Source organism: Chitinibacter sp. FCG-7 (assembly GCF_040047665.1).
GTDB lineage: Bacteria > Pseudomonadota > Gammaproteobacteria > Burkholderiales > Chitinibacteraceae > Chitinibacter > Chitinibacter mangrovi.
This window is the reverse complement of record NZ_CP157355.1, coordinates 2,997,125-3,018,096: the sequence shown is the minus strand read 5'-3', so window position 1 is coordinate 3,018,096 and position 20,972 is coordinate 2,997,125. Positions and strand designations below refer to the sequence as shown.

21 protein-coding genes, 2 tRNA genes and 2 pseudogenes are annotated in these 20,972 nt (G+C 54.8%); 7 read left to right on the top strand and 18 right to left on the bottom strand.

Going from position 1 to position 20,972, the window contains the following annotated elements; all coding sequences use genetic code 11:
* Positions 1–32: 32 nt before the first annotated feature.
* From ABHF33_RS14245 to rpoE, 6 genes are read right to left on the bottom strand one after another with little or no spacing between them, the layout of a single operon-like run.
* Complete coding sequence (locus ABHF33_RS14245; protein ID WP_348944563.1) at positions 33–275, bottom strand: glutaredoxin family protein; 243 nt, start codon at positions 273–275, stop codon at positions 33–35.
* Positions 272–1,675 carry a DegQ family serine endoprotease gene (locus tag ABHF33_RS14240; RefSeq protein ID WP_348944562.1) on the bottom strand — a complete coding sequence of 468 codons (1,404 nt, stop codon included), beginning with the start codon at positions 1,673–1,675 and terminating at the stop codon, positions 272–274. Before ABHF33_RS14240 ends, ABHF33_RS14245 begins: the two co-directional genes overlap by 4 nt.
* Before the next feature lie 16 nt (positions 1,676–1,691).
* Positions 1,692–2,156, bottom strand: a complete 465-nt coding sequence (locus tag ABHF33_RS14235) for a SoxR reducing system RseC family protein (protein ID WP_348944561.1) — start codon at positions 2,154–2,156, stop codon at positions 1,692–1,694.
* Between the two features lie 23 nt (positions 2,157–2,179).
* Complete coding sequence (locus ABHF33_RS14230) at positions 2,180–3,127, bottom strand: MucB/RseB C-terminal domain-containing protein (protein ID WP_348944560.1); 948 nt, start codon at positions 3,125–3,127, stop codon at positions 2,180–2,182.
* 30 nt (positions 3,128–3,157) lie between these two features.
* Entirely contained in the window at positions 3,158–3,655 is a 498-nt protein-coding gene (locus ABHF33_RS14225) for a sigma-E factor negative regulatory protein (RefSeq protein ID WP_348944559.1), read from the bottom strand.
* Positions 3,656–3,686: 31 nt separating this feature from the next.
* Positions 3,687–4,298, bottom strand: a complete 612-nt coding sequence (rpoE, locus tag ABHF33_RS14220) for an RNA polymerase sigma factor RpoE (RefSeq protein WP_348944558.1) — start codon at positions 4,296–4,298, stop codon at positions 3,687–3,689.
* Positions 4,299–4,475: 177 nt separating this feature from the next.
* On the opposite strand from rpoE, the gene nadB reads away from it, so the two are divergent.
* Positions 4,476–6,062 carry an L-aspartate oxidase gene (nadB, locus tag ABHF33_RS14215; protein ID WP_348944557.1) on the top strand — a complete coding sequence of 529 codons (1,587 nt, stop codon included), beginning with the start codon at positions 4,476–4,478 and terminating at the stop codon, positions 6,060–6,062.
* A gap of 157 nt (positions 6,063–6,219) precedes the next feature.
* On the opposite strand, the gene ABHF33_RS14210 is transcribed toward nadB, so the two are convergent.
* The 4 genes from ABHF33_RS14210 to rnr form a co-directional block, all read right to left on the bottom strand.
* Positions 6,220–6,633 (bottom strand): protein YgfX, encoded by a 414-nt coding sequence (locus ABHF33_RS14210; RefSeq protein ID WP_348944556.1) that lies wholly within the window; start codon positions 6,631–6,633, stop codon positions 6,220–6,222.
* Positions 6,633–7,334 (bottom strand): SIMPL domain-containing protein, encoded by a 702-nt coding sequence (locus tag ABHF33_RS14205; protein ID WP_348944555.1) that lies wholly within the window; start codon positions 7,332–7,334, stop codon positions 6,633–6,635. The genes ABHF33_RS14210 and ABHF33_RS14205 overlap by 1 nt, the downstream gene beginning before the upstream one ends.
* 139 nt (positions 7,335–7,473) lie before the next feature.
* Positions 7,474–7,833, bottom strand: coding sequence for a hypothetical protein (locus tag ABHF33_RS14200; RefSeq protein ID WP_348944554.1), 360 nt, complete (start codon positions 7,831–7,833; stop codon positions 7,474–7,476).
* 105 nt (positions 7,834–7,938) lie between these two features.
* Entirely contained in the window at positions 7,939–10,464 is a 2,526-nt protein-coding gene (gene rnr, locus ABHF33_RS14195; RefSeq protein ID WP_432803986.1) for a ribonuclease R, read from the bottom strand.
* A 120-nt stretch (positions 10,465–10,584) separates the two neighbouring features.
* On the opposite strand from rnr, the gene ABHF33_RS14190 reads away from it, so the two are divergent.
* Both ABHF33_RS14190 and ABHF33_RS14185 read left to right on the top strand, forming a co-directional pair.
* Positions 10,585–10,671, top strand: a tRNA-Leu gene (locus tag ABHF33_RS14190).
* 31 nt (positions 10,672–10,702) lie between these two features.
* Positions 10,703–10,789, top strand: a tRNA-Leu gene (locus ABHF33_RS14185).
* 288 nt (positions 10,790–11,077) lie between these two features.
* Here ABHF33_RS14185 and ABHF33_RS14180 read toward each other — a convergent pair.
* The 4 genes and pseudogenes from ABHF33_RS14180 to ABHF33_RS14165 all read right to left on the bottom strand — a co-directional run bounded on the left by ABHF33_RS14180 (position 11,078) and on the right by ABHF33_RS14165 (position 13,472).
* On the bottom strand, positions 11,078–11,317 hold the full coding sequence (locus tag ABHF33_RS14180; RefSeq protein WP_348944552.1) for a hypothetical protein: 240 nt from the start codon (positions 11,315–11,317) through the stop codon (positions 11,078–11,080).
* Between the two features lie 33 nt (positions 11,318–11,350).
* A pseudogene (locus tag ABHF33_RS14175) lies at positions 11,351–12,513 on the bottom strand (IS3 family transposase).
* The gene (locus ABHF33_RS14170; protein WP_348944551.1) at positions 12,476–12,784 is read right to left on the bottom strand and encodes a hypothetical protein; all 309 of its coding nucleotides are present in this window, start codon (positions 12,782–12,784) and stop codon (positions 12,476–12,478) included. Before ABHF33_RS14170 ends, ABHF33_RS14175 begins: the two are co-directional and overlap by 38 nt.
* A gap of 136 nt (positions 12,785–12,920) precedes the next feature.
* Positions 12,921–13,472, bottom strand: a complete 552-nt coding sequence (locus ABHF33_RS14165) for a DUF2799 domain-containing protein (protein ID WP_348944550.1) — start codon at positions 13,470–13,472, stop codon at positions 12,921–12,923.
* 196 nt (positions 13,473–13,668) lie between these two features.
* Here ABHF33_RS14165 and ABHF33_RS14160 point away from each other — a divergent pair, with 196 nt between their 5' ends.
* The 4 genes from ABHF33_RS14160 to ABHF33_RS14145 are packed head-to-tail and all read left to right on the top strand — an operon-like array spanning position 13,669 to position 16,296.
* Positions 13,669–14,244 carry a cysteine hydrolase family protein gene (locus tag ABHF33_RS14160; RefSeq protein ID WP_348944549.1) on the top strand — a complete coding sequence of 192 codons (576 nt, stop codon included), beginning with the start codon at positions 13,669–13,671 and terminating at the stop codon, positions 14,242–14,244.
* Positions 14,237–14,437, top strand: coding sequence for a DUF1272 domain-containing protein (locus tag ABHF33_RS14155; protein WP_348944548.1), 201 nt, complete (start codon positions 14,237–14,239; stop codon positions 14,435–14,437). The genes ABHF33_RS14160 and ABHF33_RS14155 overlap by 8 nt, the downstream gene beginning before the upstream one ends.
* Positions 14,424–15,335, top strand: coding sequence for an EamA family transporter (locus tag ABHF33_RS14150; RefSeq protein WP_348944547.1), 912 nt, complete (start codon positions 14,424–14,426; stop codon positions 15,333–15,335). Before ABHF33_RS14155 ends, ABHF33_RS14150 begins: the two co-directional genes overlap by 14 nt.
* Positions 15,328–16,296 carry a GlxA family transcriptional regulator gene (locus tag ABHF33_RS14145; protein ID WP_348944546.1) on the top strand — a complete coding sequence of 323 codons (969 nt, stop codon included), beginning with the start codon at positions 15,328–15,330 and terminating at the stop codon, positions 16,294–16,296. Before ABHF33_RS14150 ends, ABHF33_RS14145 begins: the two co-directional genes overlap by 8 nt.
* 150 nt (positions 16,297–16,446) lie before the next feature.
* Here ABHF33_RS14145 and fba read toward each other — a convergent pair.
* From fba to ABHF33_RS14125, 4 genes and pseudogenes are all read right to left on the bottom strand, one after another.
* A pseudogene (fba, locus tag ABHF33_RS14140) lies at positions 16,447–17,502 on the bottom strand (class II fructose-bisphosphate aldolase); the annotation flags it as partial.
* Positions 17,503–17,541: 39 nt separating this feature from the next.
* Entirely contained in the window at positions 17,542–18,609 is a 1,068-nt protein-coding gene (locus tag ABHF33_RS14135) for a class 1 fructose-bisphosphatase (RefSeq protein ID WP_348944545.1), read from the bottom strand.
* A gap of 2 nt (positions 18,610–18,611) precedes the next feature.
* Positions 18,612–19,475: a triose-phosphate isomerase gene (gene tpiA, locus ABHF33_RS14130; protein WP_348944544.1), complete on the bottom strand. Its 864-nt coding sequence runs from the start codon at positions 19,473–19,475 to the stop codon at positions 18,612–18,614.
* 372 nt (positions 19,476–19,847) lie between these two features.
* Complete coding sequence (locus ABHF33_RS14125) at positions 19,848–20,612, bottom strand: DeoR/GlpR family DNA-binding transcription regulator (RefSeq protein ID WP_348944543.1); 765 nt, start codon at positions 20,610–20,612, stop codon at positions 19,848–19,850.
* Positions 20,613–20,972 lie beyond the last annotated feature (360 nt).

Below are 20,972 nucleotides of genomic sequence, written 5' to 3'. Positions count from 1 at the left end.
CGCGTGCCCTAGAATTGCGTTAATCCGCGATTTTAGCCTAAATCGGCCAGCCTAGCATCCAATGCTGCAAGATCCAGATGGTAGTGACAGATTTCCTTGCCGCCAGCATCGGTCAACACCGGCACCAGCTCACCGTATAAGGCCTCCAGCGCGTCAATATCTTCGATATCAATCCATTCCAGCTCAAAGCGGCCTGCAGCTTGCACCAGCAACTGCTCACGCATCACCACGCACAAACTGCAATACTCACGGCCGTATAACTTCAATTGCATCATTTACTGGGCGCCTTTAACACGATAAAAGCTGGATTGCCGTTACGTAACACGCGCAATGGCAATGATTCACCTGCTTTCAGATCGTTTAGCGCTTTTCTTAGCTGCGCCATACTGCTCAAATCCAGACCGCCAAGCCCCACAATCACATCGCCGGCCTGCAAACCGGCCTTAGCCGCTGCTGCGTCTGCATCGCGCACTAGCAAGCCGAACGGAATACCTAGTTGTTTGAGCTGACGAGCGTTCAACTCCTGCACCACTAGACCGAATTTGCCGGCGTCATCACTGCTGCCTTTGTATTCACGGCCTTCGGTATTTTTGTCGCTCTCCTCCAGCTGACCCACGGTCACCTGAAATTCTCGCGCCGCTTTATCACGCCACACTTGCACCGTCGCCTTGCTGCCTGGCTTGGCCGCGCTCACTACGCGAGGCAGTTCACCCGAATTGGCAATACTTTGGCCATTAAATTTCAGCAGGATATCGCCAGCTTTCAGTCCAGCTTTATCAGCCGGGCCATCTTTTTCTACCGAACTTAACAGCGCCCCACTGGCTTTATTCAGACCAAAGCTTTTCGCTAGATCTTCGCTGACATCCTGAATCGAAACACCAATCCGCCCGCGCGTCACTTTGCCGCTTGATTTGAGCTCATCCGCCACTTTCATGGCGACATCAATCGGTATCGAAAACGATAAGCCCATATAACCACCCGAACGGCTATAAATTTGCGAGTTAATGCCGACGACCTCGCCATTCATATTAAATAGCGGGCCGCCAGAGTTACCGGGATTAATGGCCACGTCAGTCTGGATGAAGGGGACAAAATTCTCATCCGGCAGGCTGCGCCCCTTGGCAGAAACAATACCGGCGGTGACTGTATTATCCAGACCAAAAGGCTGGCCAATCGCCAACACCCACTCGCCTTGCTTGAGCTTATTGACATCACCCAGAGCGACCTTGGGCAGATTACTGGCATCCACTTTCAGCAAAGCCACATCGGTGCGCGCGTCAGAGCCGACCACCTTGGCTTTGAAAGTGCGTTTGTCGACCATTTTGACGGTAATTTCGTCCGCCTTAGCGACCACATGCGCGTTGGTCAGAATATAGCCATTGCTGTCGATGATGAATCCGGAGCCTAGCGACTGGGCCTGATGTTGCCGTGGCTGGCCGCCGCGTGCGCCAGGTGGCATGGGAAAACCAAAGCGGCGCAGTAATTCAAGCGTATCGGCGTCCATCCCTGGCGCAGCCGCATCATCGTCGCGCACCGACGCAGTCGTTGAAATATTAACGACAGCTTTGCCTTCTTTTTCAACCACGGTCGTGAAATCAGGCAATGCGGCCGAAGTGGCGCTTGCAGCCACTGTGCTACCTAACAAAATGGTTGTGAGCAAAAATCGATTCAGCATAGTCCCTTCCTCTGGGTCAATGAGTACGTTTTAGTTCACAGGTTTTAACAACCTGTCCAGTTTGCACTTTGGCAATAATCGTGGGCTCGGCGGCATTGCTGGCGGGCAGATGGCGCAAGACCAGAAAGCCGATAAAAAGCCCCAGCCCGGCGCCAAGCAAAGTCGCCAATTCATCGTGTTGAAACCAGTAACTGGCAATGCCCGCCCCCAGCAATAGCAGCAACATCGGCAGACCATAAGCCCACAGGGCTGTTTTGAGCAAAGCGTCTTCGGCAATCGCAACCATGACCAGATCATTGTTTTGCGCCGCAATCGGGTTGCTGACGCGGTAACTATCCTGCGCCTGCCCGAACATGCGGGTGATCGCAACCGATTTGCAACCGGTTTCAGGGTCGCAATTGCCGCACGGGCTATGCGGCCGGATCCGGATCCAGGCATAAGTACCTTCGGTACGAATCACTTGGGCTTGCGTTTCAATCATGAGAAATCATTTACGGTCATTAATCAGCGCGCATTATACGCATTCGCGAACGCTTCAACCGTCACGCCCGGCACCTCGCCCAGCGCCATGACCAGATGTGTGCCACTCTGGCGCACATACATATGCATCGCGCCTTGGTGCGCCAGCCCCAGCGGCAGACGCTGATGGAATGGCTCAATAAATACCGAAACGGTCGCCGCCCCATCACTGTAGAGGTGATGAATCACCGAGCGGTGTTTGCCCGGCAGCGTTTTGCTGGTTTGTTTGAGCAGCTTGAAACCGGCTGGCAAGGCTTTGATGTCCCAATGCGCCTCTTGCGGCATCTGCGCCAGGCCATTACCCGCTTCAATCTCTACAGCCTGCAGCTGGCGCGTGGGTTTAAGCAATTTGCGATCAACATTACCTCCCATCTGTATATTCGTGAAGGCAAATATTTGCGTTGCTTCCTTGCGCATACCCATTACAACCCACTTCAGCAGCAGGCTGGATGCTTCATCAACCCAGAAGCGGTGCGGGTAGCGGTATTGATCAAGCGGCTGCAATTGGTACACCGTCGCATCGCGTCCGGCCACGCGCTCATGCCCCAATCTGACGACACCGTAGGCGCTGAGCAATTTACTCGCCGGATCAGGCAATTGCCGGGGAAAGAGTTTGGCGGTGTAACGGCGATCAAGGGCTTTTTGCTGCGGATCGGCTGGATAGATACTCACCTGATTGCCATGCCGGTAGTATTCACGCGGCGGGCCATCCAGTGTTTCGCGCCGCTCGGCGTCATTGCTGCCATCAAGCACATGAATCATTCGATAGCTCGATATTTCCTCGCCGTGCTGGTAAACATAGGTGCCCGCGTAAGTCGCAGTTTTTGCCGCTGCCGCAGTGCGCTCCAGCAATTTGCTGGCATCGTCCTTGTCGAGCATTTCAGCGGCGTGGCTGGCGGGCAGCGCCATCAATAGTGCCGCGCAGGCACTCATCCAATACGAGCCGGAACATCCCTTCAACATCTAGCGCTGCTCTCCCACTTCAAACGAAACCCGTGCCAGATGATCTGCGCCCATCGGATTGGCTACGCCATCGCGATGCGCAGCCAGATAAGCCCTCACTTCCGCGGCATCCACCTGCTTATGCTGTGCAGCCGGGGTCACCACCGCAGCGAGCTGCTGAGGCTGCGTTGAGCTGCTTGGTACAAAATTAAATTGCCAGACCGCAAGCCCCACAAAAGCGACTGATGCCGCCGCCGTCATCGGTACCAACCAGCGCTTGGCTCCAAAAGCCTGCTTGCGCTGTGGCGCAATCACGACTGGCTCGGCAGCCAAGCGAGCTGAGAATCTGCGCATAAAATCGGCCGAGCAGCCTGCTTGCCCCTGCAAGGCGTCGCGACTGACATGCCAGTCATGCCATTGCTGCTGCAGCAATGGTTCGCGCTTTAAGGCATCAAGCACTTCAGGCCACTGCTCGGCAGGCAGCTCATTGTCCATCAAAGCTGATACTTTTTCGTTCATTGTCTTTCCTCACTCGACACCGCAGCATTGGCTACCATCGTTTGTCCTTACCCACTTCGCTGAGTAAAGGCCGCAAGCGGTTGGCAATCGCCTCGCGCGCCCGGAAAATCCGGCTGCGTACCGTGCCAATCGGGCAGTCCATCGCCAGTGCGATGTCTTCATAACTGAGGCCCTCCATTTCCCGCAAGGTAATTGCCTCGCGCAAATCAGCTGGAAGCGCCTCAACGGCCTCATTTACCGTAGAGACAATTTGCCGATTTGATAGTTCAGTTTCAGGCGTGTGAAAATCCGGCACCTGGGCCACCGCGTCCAGCGTTTCGCCGTCTTCATCCTCGTATTCGGTCGCCATCATTGGGCGACGGCCGAGCGATGACAGGTAGTTTTTGGCCGTATTGATGGCAATCCGGTAGAGCCATGTATAGAAAGCGCTTTCACCACGGAACGAAGGCAAGGCCCGATAAGCCTTGATGAAGGCTTCCTGGCTCACATCTTCCAGCTCGGCCGGATCACGAATCATGCGCGAGAGCAGGCGTGCAATCCGGCGCTGGTATTTCACCACCAGCAACTCGAACGCACGCTGATCACCAGCTTGGGCTCGCCGCACTAACTCCTGGTCTAAATCACGCTCAGTGACCTGTGTCAAACCTGTCTTCCTATCAAATCGTTGAATGGCATTTTACGAACATCAAATCGGGGCATTCGGCAAAAATACAAGCCCCTTTGCCCACTCCGCCAAACCCGCTACAGGCAACCAGCAAGCGCCAGCTCTGATAATATGGCATCTGGGCGAAACACGGCGGTAATTAAAGGACTAACTCGCATGCGCAAATTCGATGTGCTGATTTTAGGTAGTGGGCTCGGCGGGATGACCATCGCCTTGCAGTTGGCAGAAAAATTAAAAGTTGGCCTGATCACCAAGCGCGAGCTGCGCGATGGCGGCAGCGGCTGGGCGCAAGGCGGCATTGCTGCCGTACTGGATGACTCGGACAGTATCGAGCTGCATATTAAGGACACGCACGTAGCAGGGGCCGGGCTGTGCGATACCGAAGCCACCCGCTTTATCATCGAAAACTCCAAAGACGCCATCGACTGGCTGATCAAGATGGGCGTGCCCTTCACCAAAGATGAGTCAGGTGACACCAGCTATCAGGGCTACCACCTCACCCGTGAAGGCGGGCACAGCCATCGGCGGATTATTCATGCGGCCGATGCGACCGGCGCGGCGGTGATTGACACGCTGGCGATCAAAGTCGCGGCGCACCCGAACATCACCCTTTTGGAAGAACACATCGCCGTTGATTTGATCACCGAGCGCAGCGGCGAGAGCAGCCGTTGTGTTGGCGCTTATGTGTATGACAAAACCGCCGATCGGGTTGAAACCATTCTGGCGCCGTTTACCGTGCTGGCCACTGGCGGTGCGGGCAAAGTATATCTGTACACCACCAATCCCGACGTCGCGACCGGCGACGGTATCGCGATGGGCTGGCGCGCCGGTTGCCGTGTGTCGAATATGGAATTTATCCAGTTCCATCCGACTTGCCTGTATCACCCTCACGCCAAATCCTTCCTGATTACCGAAGCGGTGCGCGGCGAAGGCGGTATTTTGCGCCTGCCCGATGGTACGCGTTTTATGCCTAGCCATGACGAACGTGCCGAACTCGCCCCGCGCGATGTCGTTGCACGCGCGATTGACTTTGAAATGAAGCGTGGCGGTTACGATTGCGTCTACCTTGATATTTCGTACAAACCCGCCGCTTTTGTGAAAGAGCATTTCCCGAATATCTACCAGCGCTGCCTTGAGCTGGGCATCGACATCACCAAAGAGCCGATCCCGGTGGTACCGGCGGCGCACTACACTTGCGGCGGCCTGATCACCGATCTGGATGGCCGTACCGATCTGGCCAGTCTCTACGCGGTTGGCGAAGTCGCGTGTACCGGTTTGCATGGCGCAAATCGCCTCGCGTCCAACTCGCTACTTGAATGCATGGTGCTGGGCAAAGCCGCCGCGCACGATATTCTGCAGCAGGCACCGCAAACACTGCCCGACATCGCCGAATGGGACGAAAGCCGCGTGACCGACCCGGATGAGGAAGTGGTGATTTCGCACAACTGGGATGAGCTGCGTCGCTTTATGTGGGACTACGTCGGGATTGTGCGCACCAATAAACGGCTGGAGCGTGCGCTGCACCGCATTGAACTACTCAAGAGTGAAATTCACGAGTTTTACCGCAATTTCCGGGTTTCCAACGATTTGCTGGAGCTGCGCAATCTGGTGATTACCGCCGAACTCATCGTGCGCTGCGCGATGGCGCGCAAAGAAAGCCGCGGCCTGCACTACAGCCGCGATTACCCCGGGATTGATCTGGAATCCAAACCCACTCTACTGAAACCGGAAAGTAAAAAATAGAGGTATATGCCTGCAGACCAAACACAGAAAGGCCTACAGACACATACCCAAAAAAAACCGCTGAACGAATCGATCTCGGAGTAGATTTTCAAGCGCAAGCCATTGATTTGATCAGGGGGTGATTTTGCTATTTTGATTCGTGCAGAGGTTCCATCGCTTATTTGCGATGCAAATTTGGCCAGATCCAGCGCAGATACACGCGCCATTGGCGCAGCACCTCGGCTGGCGCGCTATCTGGCCAAATCACCACCTGGAATTTCTGCCCATCGCCACGCAAATGCAGCACCAGCACATGCGCAGTCAATACGCTGGAAGCCAGTAGTTGCATGCTGTATCGCTGCCCTGCACGAGTGTGAACATCCAACAATCCATCCGGCAAACACTGGATCTGGTTAACCACTTGAGCTTTAAGCCAATAAAAACGCAAAGACAGCAAGAGCAGCGCGCTCAGCATCAAGGCCCATGGCCAGGCCAGCCACCAGGCATTCAGCAGCGCCAGAGCGTGCGTTAGACACAAAAAACCCCGCTGCCATTTCGACGCGGGGTTGATCTGCAGAACCGCAGGCAGCATTAATTGCCGACCTGAATGCTGCCATTGACATTGACCACCAGGCGGCTTTCGCCAGCGTCGACCGGAGCGGGCGCAGCCTCGGCCGCCATCAGAGCAGCCTTATACATGCGCGGCTGCGGATAATTGGCTTGTGTCTGCACATTCATCTGCATGGTTTTCCACGCTGCACCACCCATGCTGCGCTGGATAATATTCGCCCGCGCACGGAAAGCCTTGATGCCCTCTTCAATCAGCACATCTTCAGCAGCCTTGCGGCTTTGCTCGGAGACTTCATAGCGAATATCGGCCAATTGCAGCGCGATGCCATTGCTTTGAGGCTTTTGCAGCTGGGCAATCAATTGGGACAAGGCGGCAAAATCTTTTGAATTAATCCGCAACTCGCCACGGCTGCGCCAGGCTTGCAACTGATTGTTTTTATTACTGTAAACCGGATAGCTGCTATAGCCTGTGCCAGCCGATTGCACAGTTGGAAACTGCTTTAATGTTTTTTGAGCCGCAGCAATGGTCTGGTTGATTTTTTCAGCCAGCTTGCTCGAATCACTATCGCTTAGCTCTACAAACAAAGTCGCCTGCGCCATATCATTGTCAATTTGCCGGCTTACACTGGCGTCCAGATTCACCACATTGTATTGCGGCGCAGTATCGGCCAGCGCCAGACACGGCATCGCCAGCAGAGCGACCAAGATTGCTTTTCTTTTCATCAAATGATTCCTTGCGTTACGCCCGACATCAGGCTGAATGAGGCTCATTTAAGCACAGCAGCACGATAGATGCAGCGTAAAAAAGTCGCCATCAAAAATGGCGACTATTCAGCTTGTATTCAGCGTGGGTGATTCGTGATCAGTGATAGTTGTGATCGGTCGGCGTATTGTGAATATCATCCGAAACCGCATCCATCACGCCCAGATGCACTTCGACATCAAACCATTCCCAGAACAGTTTTAACGATCGTTTCGGCGGCCACAAAGCATCATCGGCCACCCAGGAAGCCAATTCCTGATCAAATAATTTATCGGCAATATCGTCAATAAAAGCAATCGAATCTTCCGGTTCAGCCGCCTCTGGCACCAGAATCACCGTGCAATCGGAGCGGATTTCCGCCAGCGTGAGCGTGACATCGTTACCCGGCAAGGCATTGAGCCAATCCAGAAAAGGCTGCTTGGGGCGAATAATGGCAGCAGAACGATCAACAATAAACATCCGGTTTCCTTCAGGTTTCATTTTTTCAATGGATTGCAAACAGAACAGATTTGAACAAACTTGAAATGGGGGCGATCACGCAAAGCGCAACCGCCCTCATCTTGTCTAACGACGACGGCGACGGCGCGTTCCCGCTGCCGGTGCGCCCTCATCATTCTGTGCGGCTTGCGCACGGCGGCGCTGCGTGGCGGTGCCGGGCTTTTTGCGCACAAGTTTAGGTTCGTCGCTTAAGACCACCACAGGCTTGGCACTAGCGGAACGAGTGCTAGCACCCGCAGGTTTCGCCGCGGTCCCTACCGCAGGTCTGGCCTCACTGGCCCGACTTGTGCGGCCAGAACGGGCTGCCGGGGCTGTTTTAGCAGTGTTTTTATCTGCGGCTGCGCTTTTCGCGCCAAGCAGCCGACCAAAATCATCAACCAGCGCAAAGTCGATTTTGCTGGTTTCCAGATCAACCCGAACGACGCGTACTTTCACACGATCAGTAATCCGGTACACCTGGCCACTGCGCTCGCCTTTAAGCTCTTTGCGCTTTTCATCGTAATGGAAATAGTCAGTGCCCAGCTCGGAAACATGCACCAGCCCTTCCACGTACAGATCGTCCAGCAATACAAACATGCCAAAGCCGGTCACTGCCGACACCGAGCCCATAAACTCTTCGCCGATCTTGTCCTGCATGTAGTAGCACTTGAGCCAGTTCTGCACATCTCGGCTCGCTTCGTCGGCGCGGCGTTCGGTCATCGAGCATTGCACGCCGAGCTGCTCCCACTTGGTCGCTGGCTTGTATTTTTTACCCGCCAGAATCGCCTTGATCGCGCGATGAACCAGCAAATCGGGATACCGGCGAATTGGCGACGTGAAATGCGCATACGCTTCATAACTCAAGCCAAAATGGCCTTCGTTATCGGGTGTGTACACCGCTTGCGACAGACTGCGCAGCAGCATGGTTTGCAGCAAAGGCGCGTCAGGACGCTCTTTAATGCTCTCAAGCAATACTGCATAGTCTTTCGCGCCCGGGTCTTCCGCACCGCCCAAACTCAGCCCCATTGTGCGCAAGTATTCACGTAGATTTTTCAATTTCTCTGGCGTGGGGCCTTCGTGGACGCGGTACAAAGCGGCATGCTCATTTTTAATCAGAAAATTAGCAGCGCAGACATTGGCCGCCAGCATGCATTCCTCGATCAATTTATGCGCGTCATTGCGTACTACCGGAACAATCGCTTTGATTTTGCCAAAGTCATCAAAATGCATTTCGGTTTCCTGCGTTTCAAAATCAATCGCGCCACGTTCATGGCGGGCAGCAACAAAGACCTTGAACAGTGCATACAGGGTTTTTAAATGCGGCATGAGATGGGTATTGGCCTGTGCGTCTTCACCCTTGGGGTTTTGCAGCATATCCCACACCCGGGTATAGGTCAGGCGTGCCTTTGACAGCATCACAGCCGGATAGAATTGATACTTCTTGATTTCACCCGTTTGCGTCACGCGCATATCGCAGACCATGCACAGCCGCTCAACGTCAGGATTGAGCGAGCACACGCCATTGGACAGCGCTTCAGGCAGCATCGGGATCACGCGACGCGGGAAATACACCGAGTTGCCGCGCTCAATGGCCGTTAAATCGAGCGCATCATTCGGCGTCACATAATGGCTCACGTCGGCAATCGCCACGACCAGTCGCCAACCTTTGCCTTTCTTCTCGGCAAAAACGGCGTCATCAAAATCGCGCGCGGTTTCGCCATCAATGGTCACCAGCGGCAAATCGCGCAAATCGACGCGCTCAACGCCCTGTACCGGCTTCCAGTCTTTTTTCTTCACTTTTTGTGGTGTGGCATCAGCCTGCGCTTGCGCCTCAGGTGAGAACACATGCGGCAGATTGTGCTTGCGCAGCGCAATCTCGATTTCCATGCCCGGATCATCGTAATTACCGAGCAATTCGATCACGCGGCCGACTGGCTGTGAATAGCGCGATGGCTGTACCAGCAATTCAACCATCACCACCTGCCCAGCTTTAGCGCCACCGGTATTTTTGGCTTCGAGCAAAATATCGCGGCTAATGCGCTTGTCTTCTGCAGTCACAAAAAATACGCCGCGCTCATTATGCAGACGCCCCACCAGACGCTGATTCACATGCTCCAGCACCTCGGCAATCGCGCCTTCAGGGCGACCACGTCGATCAACACCGATCAGCCGCGCCAGCACACGGTCGCCGTGCAGGACTTTGTCCATTTCCTTGGGGCCAAGGAATAAATCATCGCCGCCATCATCGCGCAGCAAAAAGCCAAAACCATCCGGATGGCCTTGCACTTTGCCGGGAATCAGATCGAGTTTTTCAGGCAAGCACAAAGCGCCTTTGCGATTGAGCAGCAATTGCCCTTCGCGGCCCATCGCCTGCATGCGGCGCTCGAACGCCACCATTTCATCTTCACGAATATCAAGTAATTGGGCCAATTCCTCAGCCATCATCGGCGCACCGCGCTCGGCAAGGATTTGCAGCATGAATTCACGCGAGGGCAAAGGGAACTCATAGCGCCCTTTTTCGCGCTCTAAATAGGGGTCTTGGGCACGCAAGCCGGTAATTTTTCGGGTCGGTTTTTTCTTTGGGACGGGATTTTTTTCCAGTTTTTTTTCCATTGGGCCAGTTTTTTTCATTTTAAGGATTGACGGTCTTCGCCTGATTGCATATTATAGCGCCTCTCTGATGCGACGGCGCTACGAAATAGTGGCAAGGTTGCAAAAGTGGTGATTGAAAGAGCCCAGGTGGCGGAATTGGTAGACGCACTAGGTTCAGGTCCTAGCGCCCGCAAGGGTGTGGAAGTTCGAGTCTTCTCTTGGGCACCAACTCTTCAATCAGCATCATAGCATCAGACGTGCCCAGGTGGCGGAATTGGTAGACGCACTAGGTTCAGGTCCTAGCGCCCGCAAGGGTGTGGAAGTTCGAGTCTTCTCTTGGGCACCATTTTGTTATACAAAGTAGAATGAAGAAGTCCAATTAGCCCCGAAAAACTTAGGTTTTCGGGGTTTTTTGTATCAAACGCGATCCAAACCTATCTAAGTAAATCCAATATCCATTGTTGGTATATTTTCGCCAAATCCACTCAAAAGCACCATATCTAACTTCTTCGCTCACAACAACAACTGACAAACGGCACCTCACCTAGTCCGCGCCATTTTTGTAATTTTGTTGTTGGTATCAACCCTATTTCCGATACCAACAATCACCTCCAAAACCAATACTCAGGAAAAATCATTTCTCACCAAAAAATTGGATTGCCATTTGCATAGGTGCTACTGACATGCTGGCTTTGAGGCCGTTTTCGACTTTGAGCAGCGCGGTGTTCTCGCTGGCATTCGGGTCCTTGACGCCAAGGCTACTGCCCAGCCCGAGACTGCTGGCGGAGTAATTGGCATGGTTGTCTAGGTCGCGAGTGGTCAGTGCGGTAGTGCTCAGGGTGTTTTTGCCCGGATCGCTGCTACCCGCAATCACCGCGCCTTTGAGGTTGGGCTGCCCTTGTTGTGGTCAACAATTCTCGGACAGTAAATTAAGTTGTTTTTCCTTGATGGCAGGGGCAAGTCCTCCATTGGCGGTGTGTGGCCGCTGCCAGTTGTAATACGCCATCAGGTAAACGCCAATATCCCGCCTGGCTTCTTCTGCGGATTCATACCCAGGTTTGGTATCCATTCTGTTTTAAGACTGCGAAATAGCCGCTCCATCGGCGCATTATCCCAACAGCACCCGCGCCGGCTCATGCTTTGCTGCATCCGGTAGCGCCATATCCGTTGCCTAAACAACCGACTGCCATATTGGCTACCCTGATCCGAGTGAAACATCACCCCCAGTGGCTGGCCACGCTGTTGCCAGGCATGATCTAACGCACGGCTGACTAGCTCGGCATCCGGGTGCTCACTGAGCGCCCAGCCCACCACGCAACGGGCAAACAAATCCAGCACCACGGCCAGATAAATCCAACGATTGCCCGCCCAAATATAGGTGACATCGCCACACCAGACCTGATTCGGTTGCTCCGGATTAAACGCCCTCTGCAATAAGTGCGGAATGTCTGGACGTTCATCTTTGTGGACTTTGTAGCGATGCGCGCCTGGCTGTTTGCACTGCAAATCGGCTTCTCGCATGAGCTGGCGCACTTTATATCGGCCAGCCGTAATGCCTTCGTACCGCCAGCATCCAGACTAGACTGCGGCTGCCTACCGCATTTCGGCTTTGCTTAAACAGATTGCGTACTTTGGCGCGCAACTCGATTCGTTCACGATCAATATGCTGGCGTCGATGCCGGTAATGGTAATAACTGGAACGGCAAATACCGAAGGTGCTGCAGACCATTTCTACGGGTTCATGCTCACTTAATTGGTCTACCAGCGCGTACGATTGAGTTCGTCCGCCATTAAGAGAGCTGTGGCTTTTTTTAACAGGGCTTTCTCCCGTTCCAGCCGATCAATGCGCGCTTCGAGCTCCTGAATGCGACGTTGGTCTGGCGTGAGTGCTTTGGCCTGCGGCGTGATACCCTGTCTTTCCTGTTTCAGCTGCTTAATCCAGCGACGCAGTATGTTCTCGCCGACGTTCATCGCCTTACTGGCTTGTGACACCGTGTGGCCTTGATCGACGACCAGACTGGCGGCTTCGGCTTTAAATTCCGGGGTAAATGTCCTGCGAACTTTGCTCATGAAACACCTCGTTAATGGTGGCGAGATTACCACCTAAGTTGGTGTCCGAAATCATTGAACCACAACAAAAAGATACGGCTTCAATTGGTCCATTCCCGGACAAAAGTAAATCTTTGAATTTTTCAACAAATTCAGTCCTTGATGCTTGGTTGTTTCTCACGAACTCTAAGATATTAACTAAGGTTGACTCGTAAGAAACACCCCGTTCCTCACCGTAGGCTTGTTCAGCCAGCTCACAAAGATAGTCGAACTTATCAGTGACTTCACTCATTTGGGTTCAACCAAATTAAGAATACTAGATGAGTGGTATTGTAACGGGTTTGGGCGGAATGGGCTCTGCGACGGCGGAGGATTAGGCAAGAAAACCGAATGATCCGCCCATTAACAATCTGCTTACTTAATTTGGCTCATTCCGCCAGCTGCAATTGCAGGCGGTTCAGCTCGCGATAGGCGCTGCTTTGTTCGTGCCCGAGCTGGTTGAGCTGGCGTAGCAATTTGCGGCGCTCTTCCGTCGATTCGGATTTGGCAATTTGCTCTTCGAGTTTTTTGCGCTCTCGCTTGGCCGCTGCGATTTTATTTTCCTGGGTCTGGATATCGCGCTCCAGGCTGTAGCGTTGATAGCCACGTTCGTACTCGCGCAAAAATGCCCGTTGCAATTCGGGGGCGCAGACATTGCCATAGCTGGCACCGCGACGGCCCAGCAGATAGGCGTTTTCCGGCTGGCAGTAACTACGCAGACCTTGCTGACGACCAGCCTGATAGTCGGCCAGTATCGGTGCAATGCCCAGCTTGCCGCAGGCATCGGCGTATTCGGCAATTCGGCTTTGCTCGCCCTGCTGACCATCGCGCAAACCTGCACCATACCAATCGCCCACGCGGCATTCGGATTCATTCATTGCGGCACAACCCGCGAGGACTGCGCAGGCAATCAGCATGATTAAACTTCGGATGATTTTCATAATATGACTCGCCGCAGTGGATAGGGATTGAGGCTGATTATAGTGCGCCCAGCCTGACTCTCAGCTGAACAGTGCAAAATGACCGTTTCAGCATAAATTTGGCTATATTTGTCCTGAATAATGTCTTAACCCGGTCTTAAATCAATATTTAATAAGGTAGATACTGGCTATACATTTTCACAGGATGCCGCCAAAAATGTCCTTAGCGCTATTAGTCATTGATGTACAACAATCGTTTGAACATGCTCCGTATTGGAATACGCACGATCTGCCGCAGTTTCAGCGCCAGCTCAATCGCCTGATTGGCATTTGTCAGTCCAGGGCGATTCCGGTGGTGAATATTCTGCACGTCGATCAAGACGCGGCTTTTCACGCCGACAGCGGCTGGGTCAAGCCGATGGCTTTTTTGCAGCACACACCCAGCGCGACCTTTGAAAAGCACGTCCACAATGCGCTCACCGAATCCGGCTTGCTACACTGGCTGCGTGAACGGCAGATTAGCCGACTCATCATCAGCGGCATCCGCACCGAGCAATGTTGCGAGACCACGGCGCGCGTGGCGTCCGATCTGGGTTTCGACGTTGATTTTGTGTCGGAGGCGACGCTCACCTTTGCGATGACCCACGCCAATGGCCGGATGTACAGCGCCGCCGAAATCAAAGCGCGCACCGAGCTGGTACTGGCCGGGCGCTTTGCCCGTATCGTGACGGTTACTGAGCTGGAGGCCGAATTGTCGGGCCAATTTGCACTGCAGGAGCGCCAATATGCTTGAAATGAAACCTCACTGTGAACGCTGCGGCCGCGCACTGCCAGCTAGCTCGCAGGCCTATATCTGCTCGTTTGAATGCACTTTCTGCCCCACTTGCAGCACGCAGATTTTTCGCCATGTCTGCCCCAATTGCCAGGGCGAGCTGGTGCTGCGCCCGCGCCGCCGCCCGCAGGAACCCAATCATGCCGTGGCGTGATTTATTGCTTGCGCTGGTGGTGGTGAGCACTTGGGGCTTTAACTTTGTCGTGATCCAGTGGGGCTTGCAGGGTTTGCCGCCGCTGCTGCTGGGGGCGCTGCGTTTTTTGCTGGTGGCGCTGCCGGCGATTTTCTTTATTCCACGCCCGGCGATTCCTGCAAAATACTGGCTGGGCTATGGCGTGGTCTGGGGCGTGGGGCAATTTGGTTGCCTATTCACCGCGATGAAACTGGGCATGCCCGCAGGCCTCGCGTCGGTGGTATTGCAATCACAGGCGTTTTTCACGCTGATTTTCGCGCTGCTACTGCTCAATGAACGCTGGCGCTGGTATCAGCTGGCGGGTTTGCTGGTGGCGGCAGGCGGCTTGACGCTGATTGGCCTATCGCACGGGCAAAGTCTGAGTGGCCAGACGATGACGCTGCTCGGATTTAGCCTCACACTGTGCGGCGCGGCGGGCTGGGCGCTGGGAAATATTCTAATTCGCCACACTGCCAAGCAGGGTATAGCCGTCAAGCCCAGTAGCCTTATTGTCTGGGCAGCATTACCCCCACTGGCTATCTTCAGCCTGTTAACGCTGCTTGTCGATGGCCCGGCCGTAGTGGGCGCTGCCCTTCGCCATCTATCATTGCAATCGGTGCTGGCGGTGCTATATCTGGCCTTGATTGCGACAATATTGGCCACCTCGATCTGGAATGATCTGCTGCAGCGGCATTCGGCTAATTTGGTTGCGCCATTTAGCCTGCTGGTGCCGTGGTTTGGGCTCGCCTCAGCGGCGCTGTTTCTGCATGAAAAGCTGAGCGTGCAGCAATGGCTGGGCGCGCTGATTTTGATGCTGGGATTATTGCTCAATATTTTTGGCGCACGCTTGCGCTGGCCATGGCAGGTAAAGCATGCGTGAGGTCTATTTCATCCTCTGCCCGCAGTTTATGCTGCTCGATCTGGCGGGCCCAGCCGAAGTATTTCAAATTGCCAGCGAGCATGGCGCGGGGCTGAATTTACACATGGCCGCCGCCGTGCCCGAGCTGACTTCATCAGTCGGGCTGCGCCAGCACCAGCTCGCGCCCTTACCTGCGCCGCTTCCCGATGGGGCATTGGTCATGCTGATTGGCGTACAAAATTCCAGACACAATCTGCAGCGCCCCGAAGCACAAGCCATTGTGGACTGGTTGCGGCGTGAATTTGACTCAGCGCGTCATCAGTTGGCCTGTATTTGCTCTGGAACGATGATCGCCGCGCAAGCGGGTTTGCTCAATGGCAAGCGTTGCACCACACATCACGAGCTGATCGAGCGCCTACGGCACACGGCCCCCACAGCGCTGATCGAAGAAAACCGGCTGTTTGTCGAAGATGGCCCGATTGCCACCAGCGCCGGAATTACCGCCGGTATTGATCTGGCCTTGCATCTGGTGGCGCGTGAATTTGGCCCTAGTCTGGCGCAAGCGATTGCACGCGAAATGGTCGTCTGGCTGCGGCGCAGCGGGCAAGACCCGCAATTATCGGCCTGGCTGGCGCACCGCAACCACATTCATCCTGTGGTGCATAAGGCGCAGGACTTGCTTTCCCAGCCATCTCAGCAGCACCAGAATATGAAACACCGCTGGACTTTAGACGAGCTGGCCAAGGCGGTACACAGCACGCCACGCACATTGACCCGGCTATTTCAGCAGCATGCCGGACTCACACCGCACGAGTATCAACAGAGCATCCGGCTGGCTTTAGCGCAACAATTACTCGCCAATCCGGCGCTAACGATTGAAGAAGTCGCACAGGAAGCAGGCTTTGGCTCGGCACGCGATTTCCGCCGCGTCTGGCAGCAGGCTCACGGCAAGCTGCCTAGCGATTCTCGCCTGGGTATATGACTGAAAACTAATATAAATATCACCTGCAGCAATATACCCATCAATAGCCGATTAGTAGCAATCGCGCGTTAGCAGAAAGCGGTCCAGATCGTGCGCTTGATTAATATTCAAGGCGCTGATTCCCGCGCCCACGCCGCCACGGCGGCTGGGGATAGGAGAAATCAGATTGCGTGCGTAGCGTTCGGCCATCACGTCCAGCCCCAGCGGTTTGATTTTGGCCGCCTGCCCTGCGCTGCCGAAAGCTTCGTAGCGGGCGATGCAAATATCGCGCATCGCATCGGTTGAAACCTGCAAGTATTTGCGCGGATCGAATTCGGCTGGGTTTTGCGCCATAAAGCGGCGGATTGCGCCGGTGGCGGCGAGGCGCAAATCGGTGTCGATATTGATTTTGCGCACGCCATAGCGGATACCGCGTACGATTTCCTCAACCGGAACTCCCCACGTTGGCGCAATGTCGCCGCCGTACTCGTTGATGATTTCCAGCCATTCCTGCGGCACCGACGAGCTGCCGTGCATCACCAGATGTACATTCGGCAGCCGTTCGTGAATTTCGCGGATGCGCTCAATCGCCAGCGTTTCGCCACTGGGCGGGCGAGAAAATTTGTACGCGCCGTGGCTGGTGCCAATGGCAATCGCCAGCGCATCAACGCCTGTCGCCATCACAAAGGCGTAGGCTTCTTCGACATCGGTCAGCAGTTGCGTGTGGTCGAGCGTGCCTGCAGCGCCCACGCCGTCTTCTTCACCAGCCTTGCCGGTTTCCAGACTGCCGAGGCAACCAATCTCGCCTTCAACCGATACGCCGCGCGCATGCGCGAGCTCAACCACCTGCCGCGTTACGCTGACGTTGTAATTATAATCGGCCGGGGTTTTGCCATCTTCGAGCAGCGAGCCATCCATCATCACCGATGAAAAACCCAGCCGGATTGCCTCTTCGCAGATTTTCGGGCTGGTGCCGTGATCCTGATGCATCGCGACCGGAATATGCGGAAATTCTTCAATCGCGGCCAGTATCAAATGGCGCAAAAATTGCGAACCGGCGTATTTGCGTGCACCAGCCGAGGCCTGCATGATCACCGGACTATTGGTGCGGTCCGCAGCGAGCATAATCGCGCGCACCTGCTCCAGATTGTTCACATTAAACGCAGGCAGGCCGTATTGATATTCGGCGGCGTGATCGAGAAGTTGGCGCATTGAAACAAGTGACATGGCATTGCTCCGGTTGGGTGGCTGGGCGGCTTGGGTAATTTAATTAAACAGGGTTTCGAACAAAGTCTGATGGCGACTCAGCGGTATTGATTGCTGGGTATTGCTCTGTAGGGAATTACTATCAATATCTTCACGGCAATACCCCGCAATCAACTCCACCTCGGATTTGGCTCCGAGTATCACCGGCACGCGCTGATGCAGGCGTTCGGGCTGCACATCCAGCAGCCGCTCGCATCCGGTTGACGCCGCACCACCGGCCGCTTCAACGAGCATTGCCATCGGGCTGGCTTCGTAGAGCAGGCGCAATTTGCCATTTTTAGCGTTTGTGCGAGCATCCTGCGGGTATAAAAACACGCCACCGCGCAGCAAAATGCGATGCACTTCGGCCACCATCGACGCGACCCAGCGCATATTGAAATCGCGTCCGCGCACGCCGCTGCTGCCCGCTTGGCATTCGGCGATATAGCGCTGGATGGGTGCAGGCCAGTGGCGGGCATTCGACGTATTGATGGCGAATTCTTTGGCTTCTGCGGCAATGCGCAGTTTTGGATGCGTCAGCATGAACAGCCCGCTGTGCTCGTCAAAAGTAAAACCGTTGACCTCGTTGCCGGTGGTGATCACCAGCATCGTCGCCGGGCCATACAGGGCGTAGCCTGCGCACAACTGTGACCGGCCATTTTGTAGAAATGCTTCGGCAGAAATATCGCCCGCAGGGTTTTTTGGCGTGGCCAGAATCGAGAAAATACTGCCAACCGAAATATTCACGTCCAGATTGCTCGAGCCATCGAGTGGATCAAAAACCAGCAGCAGTTCGGAATCGGGGTTGCACGGCACGATATCGTCCATTTCTTCGGACGCCAGCGCACGCACCAGCTCGCGCGTTTCGGCCATCATCAGCTCATTGCTAATGACATCGAGTTTTTGCTGCGCTTCGCCCTGAATATTGCTGCTACCCGCCGCGCCGGTGGCATTGTTCAGCGCCGCATCGCGCACGGCTTGCGCAATCAGGCGGCAGCTTTGCGCCAGCGCCAGCAAGAGTGGCGCAACGCGCTGCAAGCGCTCATCGCTGCGTTGCTGCCAGATAAATTCGTTTAACGATAGTTTCATAATTAGGCCACCATTCTTGCCAGTTGAGCCAACTGTTGAACAGGACGATGCTCGGAACCACAAAGCACGGCGCTGGCATAAATTTCGAGAAAAGACGCGGTATCGAGCGAAGCGCCGCCCACCAGCACGCCATCAATATCAGGCATGGCCATAAAACCGGCGGCGTTATCGGCTTTGACACTACCACCGTAGAGCAGCGGAATTTTTGCCGCCGCCACAGCGTCGGTTTGCGCCAGATAGGCGCGGATCAGCGCGTGCGTTTGTTGCGCCAGCTCAGGCGTCGCCGGATGATTATTACCTATCGCCCAGCGTGGCTCGTACGCCACAATCGCCTGTCGCCACAAGGGTGTCGTCATCAGCCAGTCGAGCTGGTTGTACAGCACCTGCGCAGTTTCGCCGCGTTCGCGCTCGGCCTGGCTTTCGCCAATGCAAACAATCGGAATCAGGCCGGATTGCTGGCAAGAGCGGGCTTTGGCGGCAATAAGCGCATCGTCTTCATAATGATGCTGGCGGCGCTCGGAATGCCCGACCAGCGAATAACGGCAGCCCAGCTCGGCCAGCATACCCGCCGACCATTCGCCAGTGCGCGCGCCGCTTTGCTGCTCGGCCACATCCTGCCCGCTGTATTGCACTGCGGTGCCTTGCGCGAGGCGAGCCACTTCACCCAGAAAAGGCGCAGGCGGGCACAGCACCAGCTGCACTTCTGGATTCACTGAACGCGCCAGCCGTGGAATCGCCTCACGGCACAGCGCCAGACTGCCATGCATTTTCCAGTTGCCGATGACCAGCTTCTGCCGCTCAGCAACATCGTCAACCTGAGCATAGGGATAAGCATTCAACAACTGCCTTGGTATTGCTGCATTCATTTTCGCACCCCAAAAACGAACAAGTCGCACAAAAAAACGTTCACATACGAACATTATGCGCGCATTTTTTCGAATTAAAAACACAAATCGAACAAATTGTTCGTTTTTGAAAACGGAAGGCAAAAAAAAAGAGCCCCGAAGTGCTCTCAGATAGATGACAAACCCCGCTCGCGAAGCGAGGCTCCCCTCAAGGAGGGGACGGGAGGGGTGGGAATAAAACATAAAGGCTGCGAAGTCACAGCGTTATTGCCTAGGCTCGGCTTTGCCGAGACTTGAAAAATGCCGTCACTCACTTTGTCTGCAGCCTGAGAGCACCGAAGTGCTCTCTTTTTGAATGCTCACAACACCTGAATGCTCACAATACTCAACACATCATTCGCTGGCGATATACAGCTCGGTGCCTGCCTCCTGCAGCACCGGCAGCAAGGCTTCCGGCACGGCGCTATCAGTAAACAGCGCCGTCACTTGCCGCAAATGCCCCATTTGCACCAGCGATGGGCGGCCGAATTTGGAATGGTCGGCGACCAGAAACACATTGCGCGCTTGCGCGATGATGGCCTCGGAGGTGCGCGTTTCGCGCATTTCAAAGTCGCGCAGCGTGCCGTCCATTTCGATGCACGCGACACCGAGCACGGCGTAATCGACGCGAAACTGGCGGATAAACTCAATCGTCGCCTCGCCGCAAATGCCGTAATCTTTCGGCCGCATCACGCCGCCCGCGAGCACCACTTCGCTATCGCGGTAGTGGCACATCGTCATCGCGATATGCGGATTATTGGTAATCACCCGCAGGCCAATGTGATTGTGCAAGGCGCGCGCGACGGCTTCGCTGGTGGTGCCCAGATTCATGAACACCGAAGCATGGTTGGGAATATGCTCGGCAACGAGCTTGGCGATGCGCTCTTTTTCATCGCTGCGCATATCTTTGCGCGTTGAATATTCGACGTTTTCCACGCTGGAATGCGCGCTGGCGCCACCGTGAACGCGATGCAATTTGCGCTCGTCGGCCAGCTGGTTGATGTCGCGGCGAATGGTTTGCGGCGCAACGCCAAAATGATGCGCCATTTCATCGACGCTCACATGCCCGGCGCGTTGCACCCATTCAAGCAATTCTTGCTGACGCTGGTTCAGTATCATTGTCTTGGTCTTCTGTGTGATGGTTTGGCGGTCAATCTAGCCGATTGTATTGCTAATGTTTGGAGTATGCGTTGATGGTATGCCGCGATGATTGAGATGGGGTTTAAAACCCCCTGTCGCCCATCGCCGAGGGAGTGGAGCGAGACAAACAGTTTTATCGTTTGGCTCACGACCGACCGAGGGTAGCCCGGAGGGCCGCAGGCGGGGCCGCCTTCTTTTGCTTACTTTTCTTGGGTACTGAATATATAAAATCCCAAGAAAAGTAAGTCCCCGTCGCGGATTGCGACTGTAAAACCATCGTGCCGTAGGCACTTATAATCATCAACGCACAATCTGAATACATCCATTTCAATCAAGGTA

Excerpts from the sequence above, each read along its gene's own strand:
- ABHF33_RS14170 (WP_348944551.1), bottom strand. The coding sequence starts at position 12,784 with ATGAGTGAAGTCACTGATAAGTTCGACTATCTTTGTGAGCTGGCTGAA.
- ABHF33_RS14200 (WP_348944554.1), bottom strand. The coding sequence starts at position 7,833 with ATGTTTATTGTTGATCGTTCTGCTGCCATTATTCGCCCCAAGCAGCCT.
- ABHF33_RS14240 (WP_348944562.1), bottom strand. The coding sequence starts at position 1,675 with ATGCTGAATCGATTTTTGCTCACAACCATTTTGTTAGGTAGCACAGTG.
- tpiA (WP_348944544.1), bottom strand. The coding sequence starts at position 19,475 with ATGAATGCAGCAATACCAAGGCAGTTGTTGAATGCTTATCCCTATGCT.
- ABHF33_RS14205 (WP_348944555.1), bottom strand. The coding sequence starts at position 7,334 with ATGAAAAGAAAAGCAATCTTGGTCGCTCTGCTGGCGATGCCGTGTCTG.
- ABHF33_RS14235 (WP_348944561.1), bottom strand. The coding sequence starts at position 2,156 with ATGATTGAAACGCAAGCCCAAGTGATTCGTACCGAAGGTACTTATGCC.
- ABHF33_RS14210 (WP_348944556.1), bottom strand. The coding sequence starts at position 6,633 with ATGCTGCCTGCGGTTCTGCAGATCAACCCCGCGTCGAAATGGCAGCGG.
- ABHF33_RS14165 (WP_348944550.1), bottom strand. The coding sequence starts at position 13,472 with ATGAAAATCATCCGAAGTTTAATCATGCTGATTGCCTGCGCAGTCCTC.
- rnr (WP_432803986.1), bottom strand. The coding sequence starts at position 10,464 with ATGGAAAAAAAACTGGAAAAAAATCCCGTCCCAAAGAAAAAACCGACC.
- nadB (WP_348944557.1), top strand. The coding sequence starts at position 4,476 with ATGCGCAAATTCGATGTGCTGATTTTAGGTAGTGGGCTCGGCGGGATG.
- ABHF33_RS14160 (WP_348944549.1), top strand. The coding sequence starts at position 13,669 with ATGTCCTTAGCGCTATTAGTCATTGATGTACAACAATCGTTTGAACAT.
- ABHF33_RS14125 (WP_348944543.1), bottom strand. The coding sequence starts at position 20,612 with ATGATACTGAACCAGCGTCAGCAAGAATTGCTTGAATGGGTGCAACGC.
- ABHF33_RS14155 (WP_348944548.1), top strand. The coding sequence starts at position 14,237 with ATGCTTGAAATGAAACCTCACTGTGAACGCTGCGGCCGCGCACTGCCA.
- ABHF33_RS14225 (WP_348944559.1), bottom strand. The coding sequence starts at position 3,655 with ATGAACGAAAAAGTATCAGCTTTGATGGACAATGAGCTGCCTGCCGAG.
- ABHF33_RS14245 (WP_348944563.1), bottom strand. The coding sequence starts at position 275 with ATGATGCAATTGAAGTTATACGGCCGTGAGTATTGCAGTTTGTGCGTG.
- ABHF33_RS14145 (WP_348944546.1), top strand. The coding sequence starts at position 15,328 with ATGCGTGAGGTCTATTTCATCCTCTGCCCGCAGTTTATGCTGCTCGAT.
- ABHF33_RS14150 (WP_348944547.1), top strand. The coding sequence starts at position 14,424 with ATGCCGTGGCGTGATTTATTGCTTGCGCTGGTGGTGGTGAGCACTTGG.
- ABHF33_RS14135 (WP_348944545.1), bottom strand. The coding sequence starts at position 18,609 with ATGAAACTATCGTTAAACGAATTTATCTGGCAGCAACGCAGCGATGAG.
- ABHF33_RS14230 (WP_348944560.1), bottom strand. The coding sequence starts at position 3,127 with ATGAGTGCCTGCGCGGCACTATTGATGGCGCTGCCCGCCAGCCACGCC.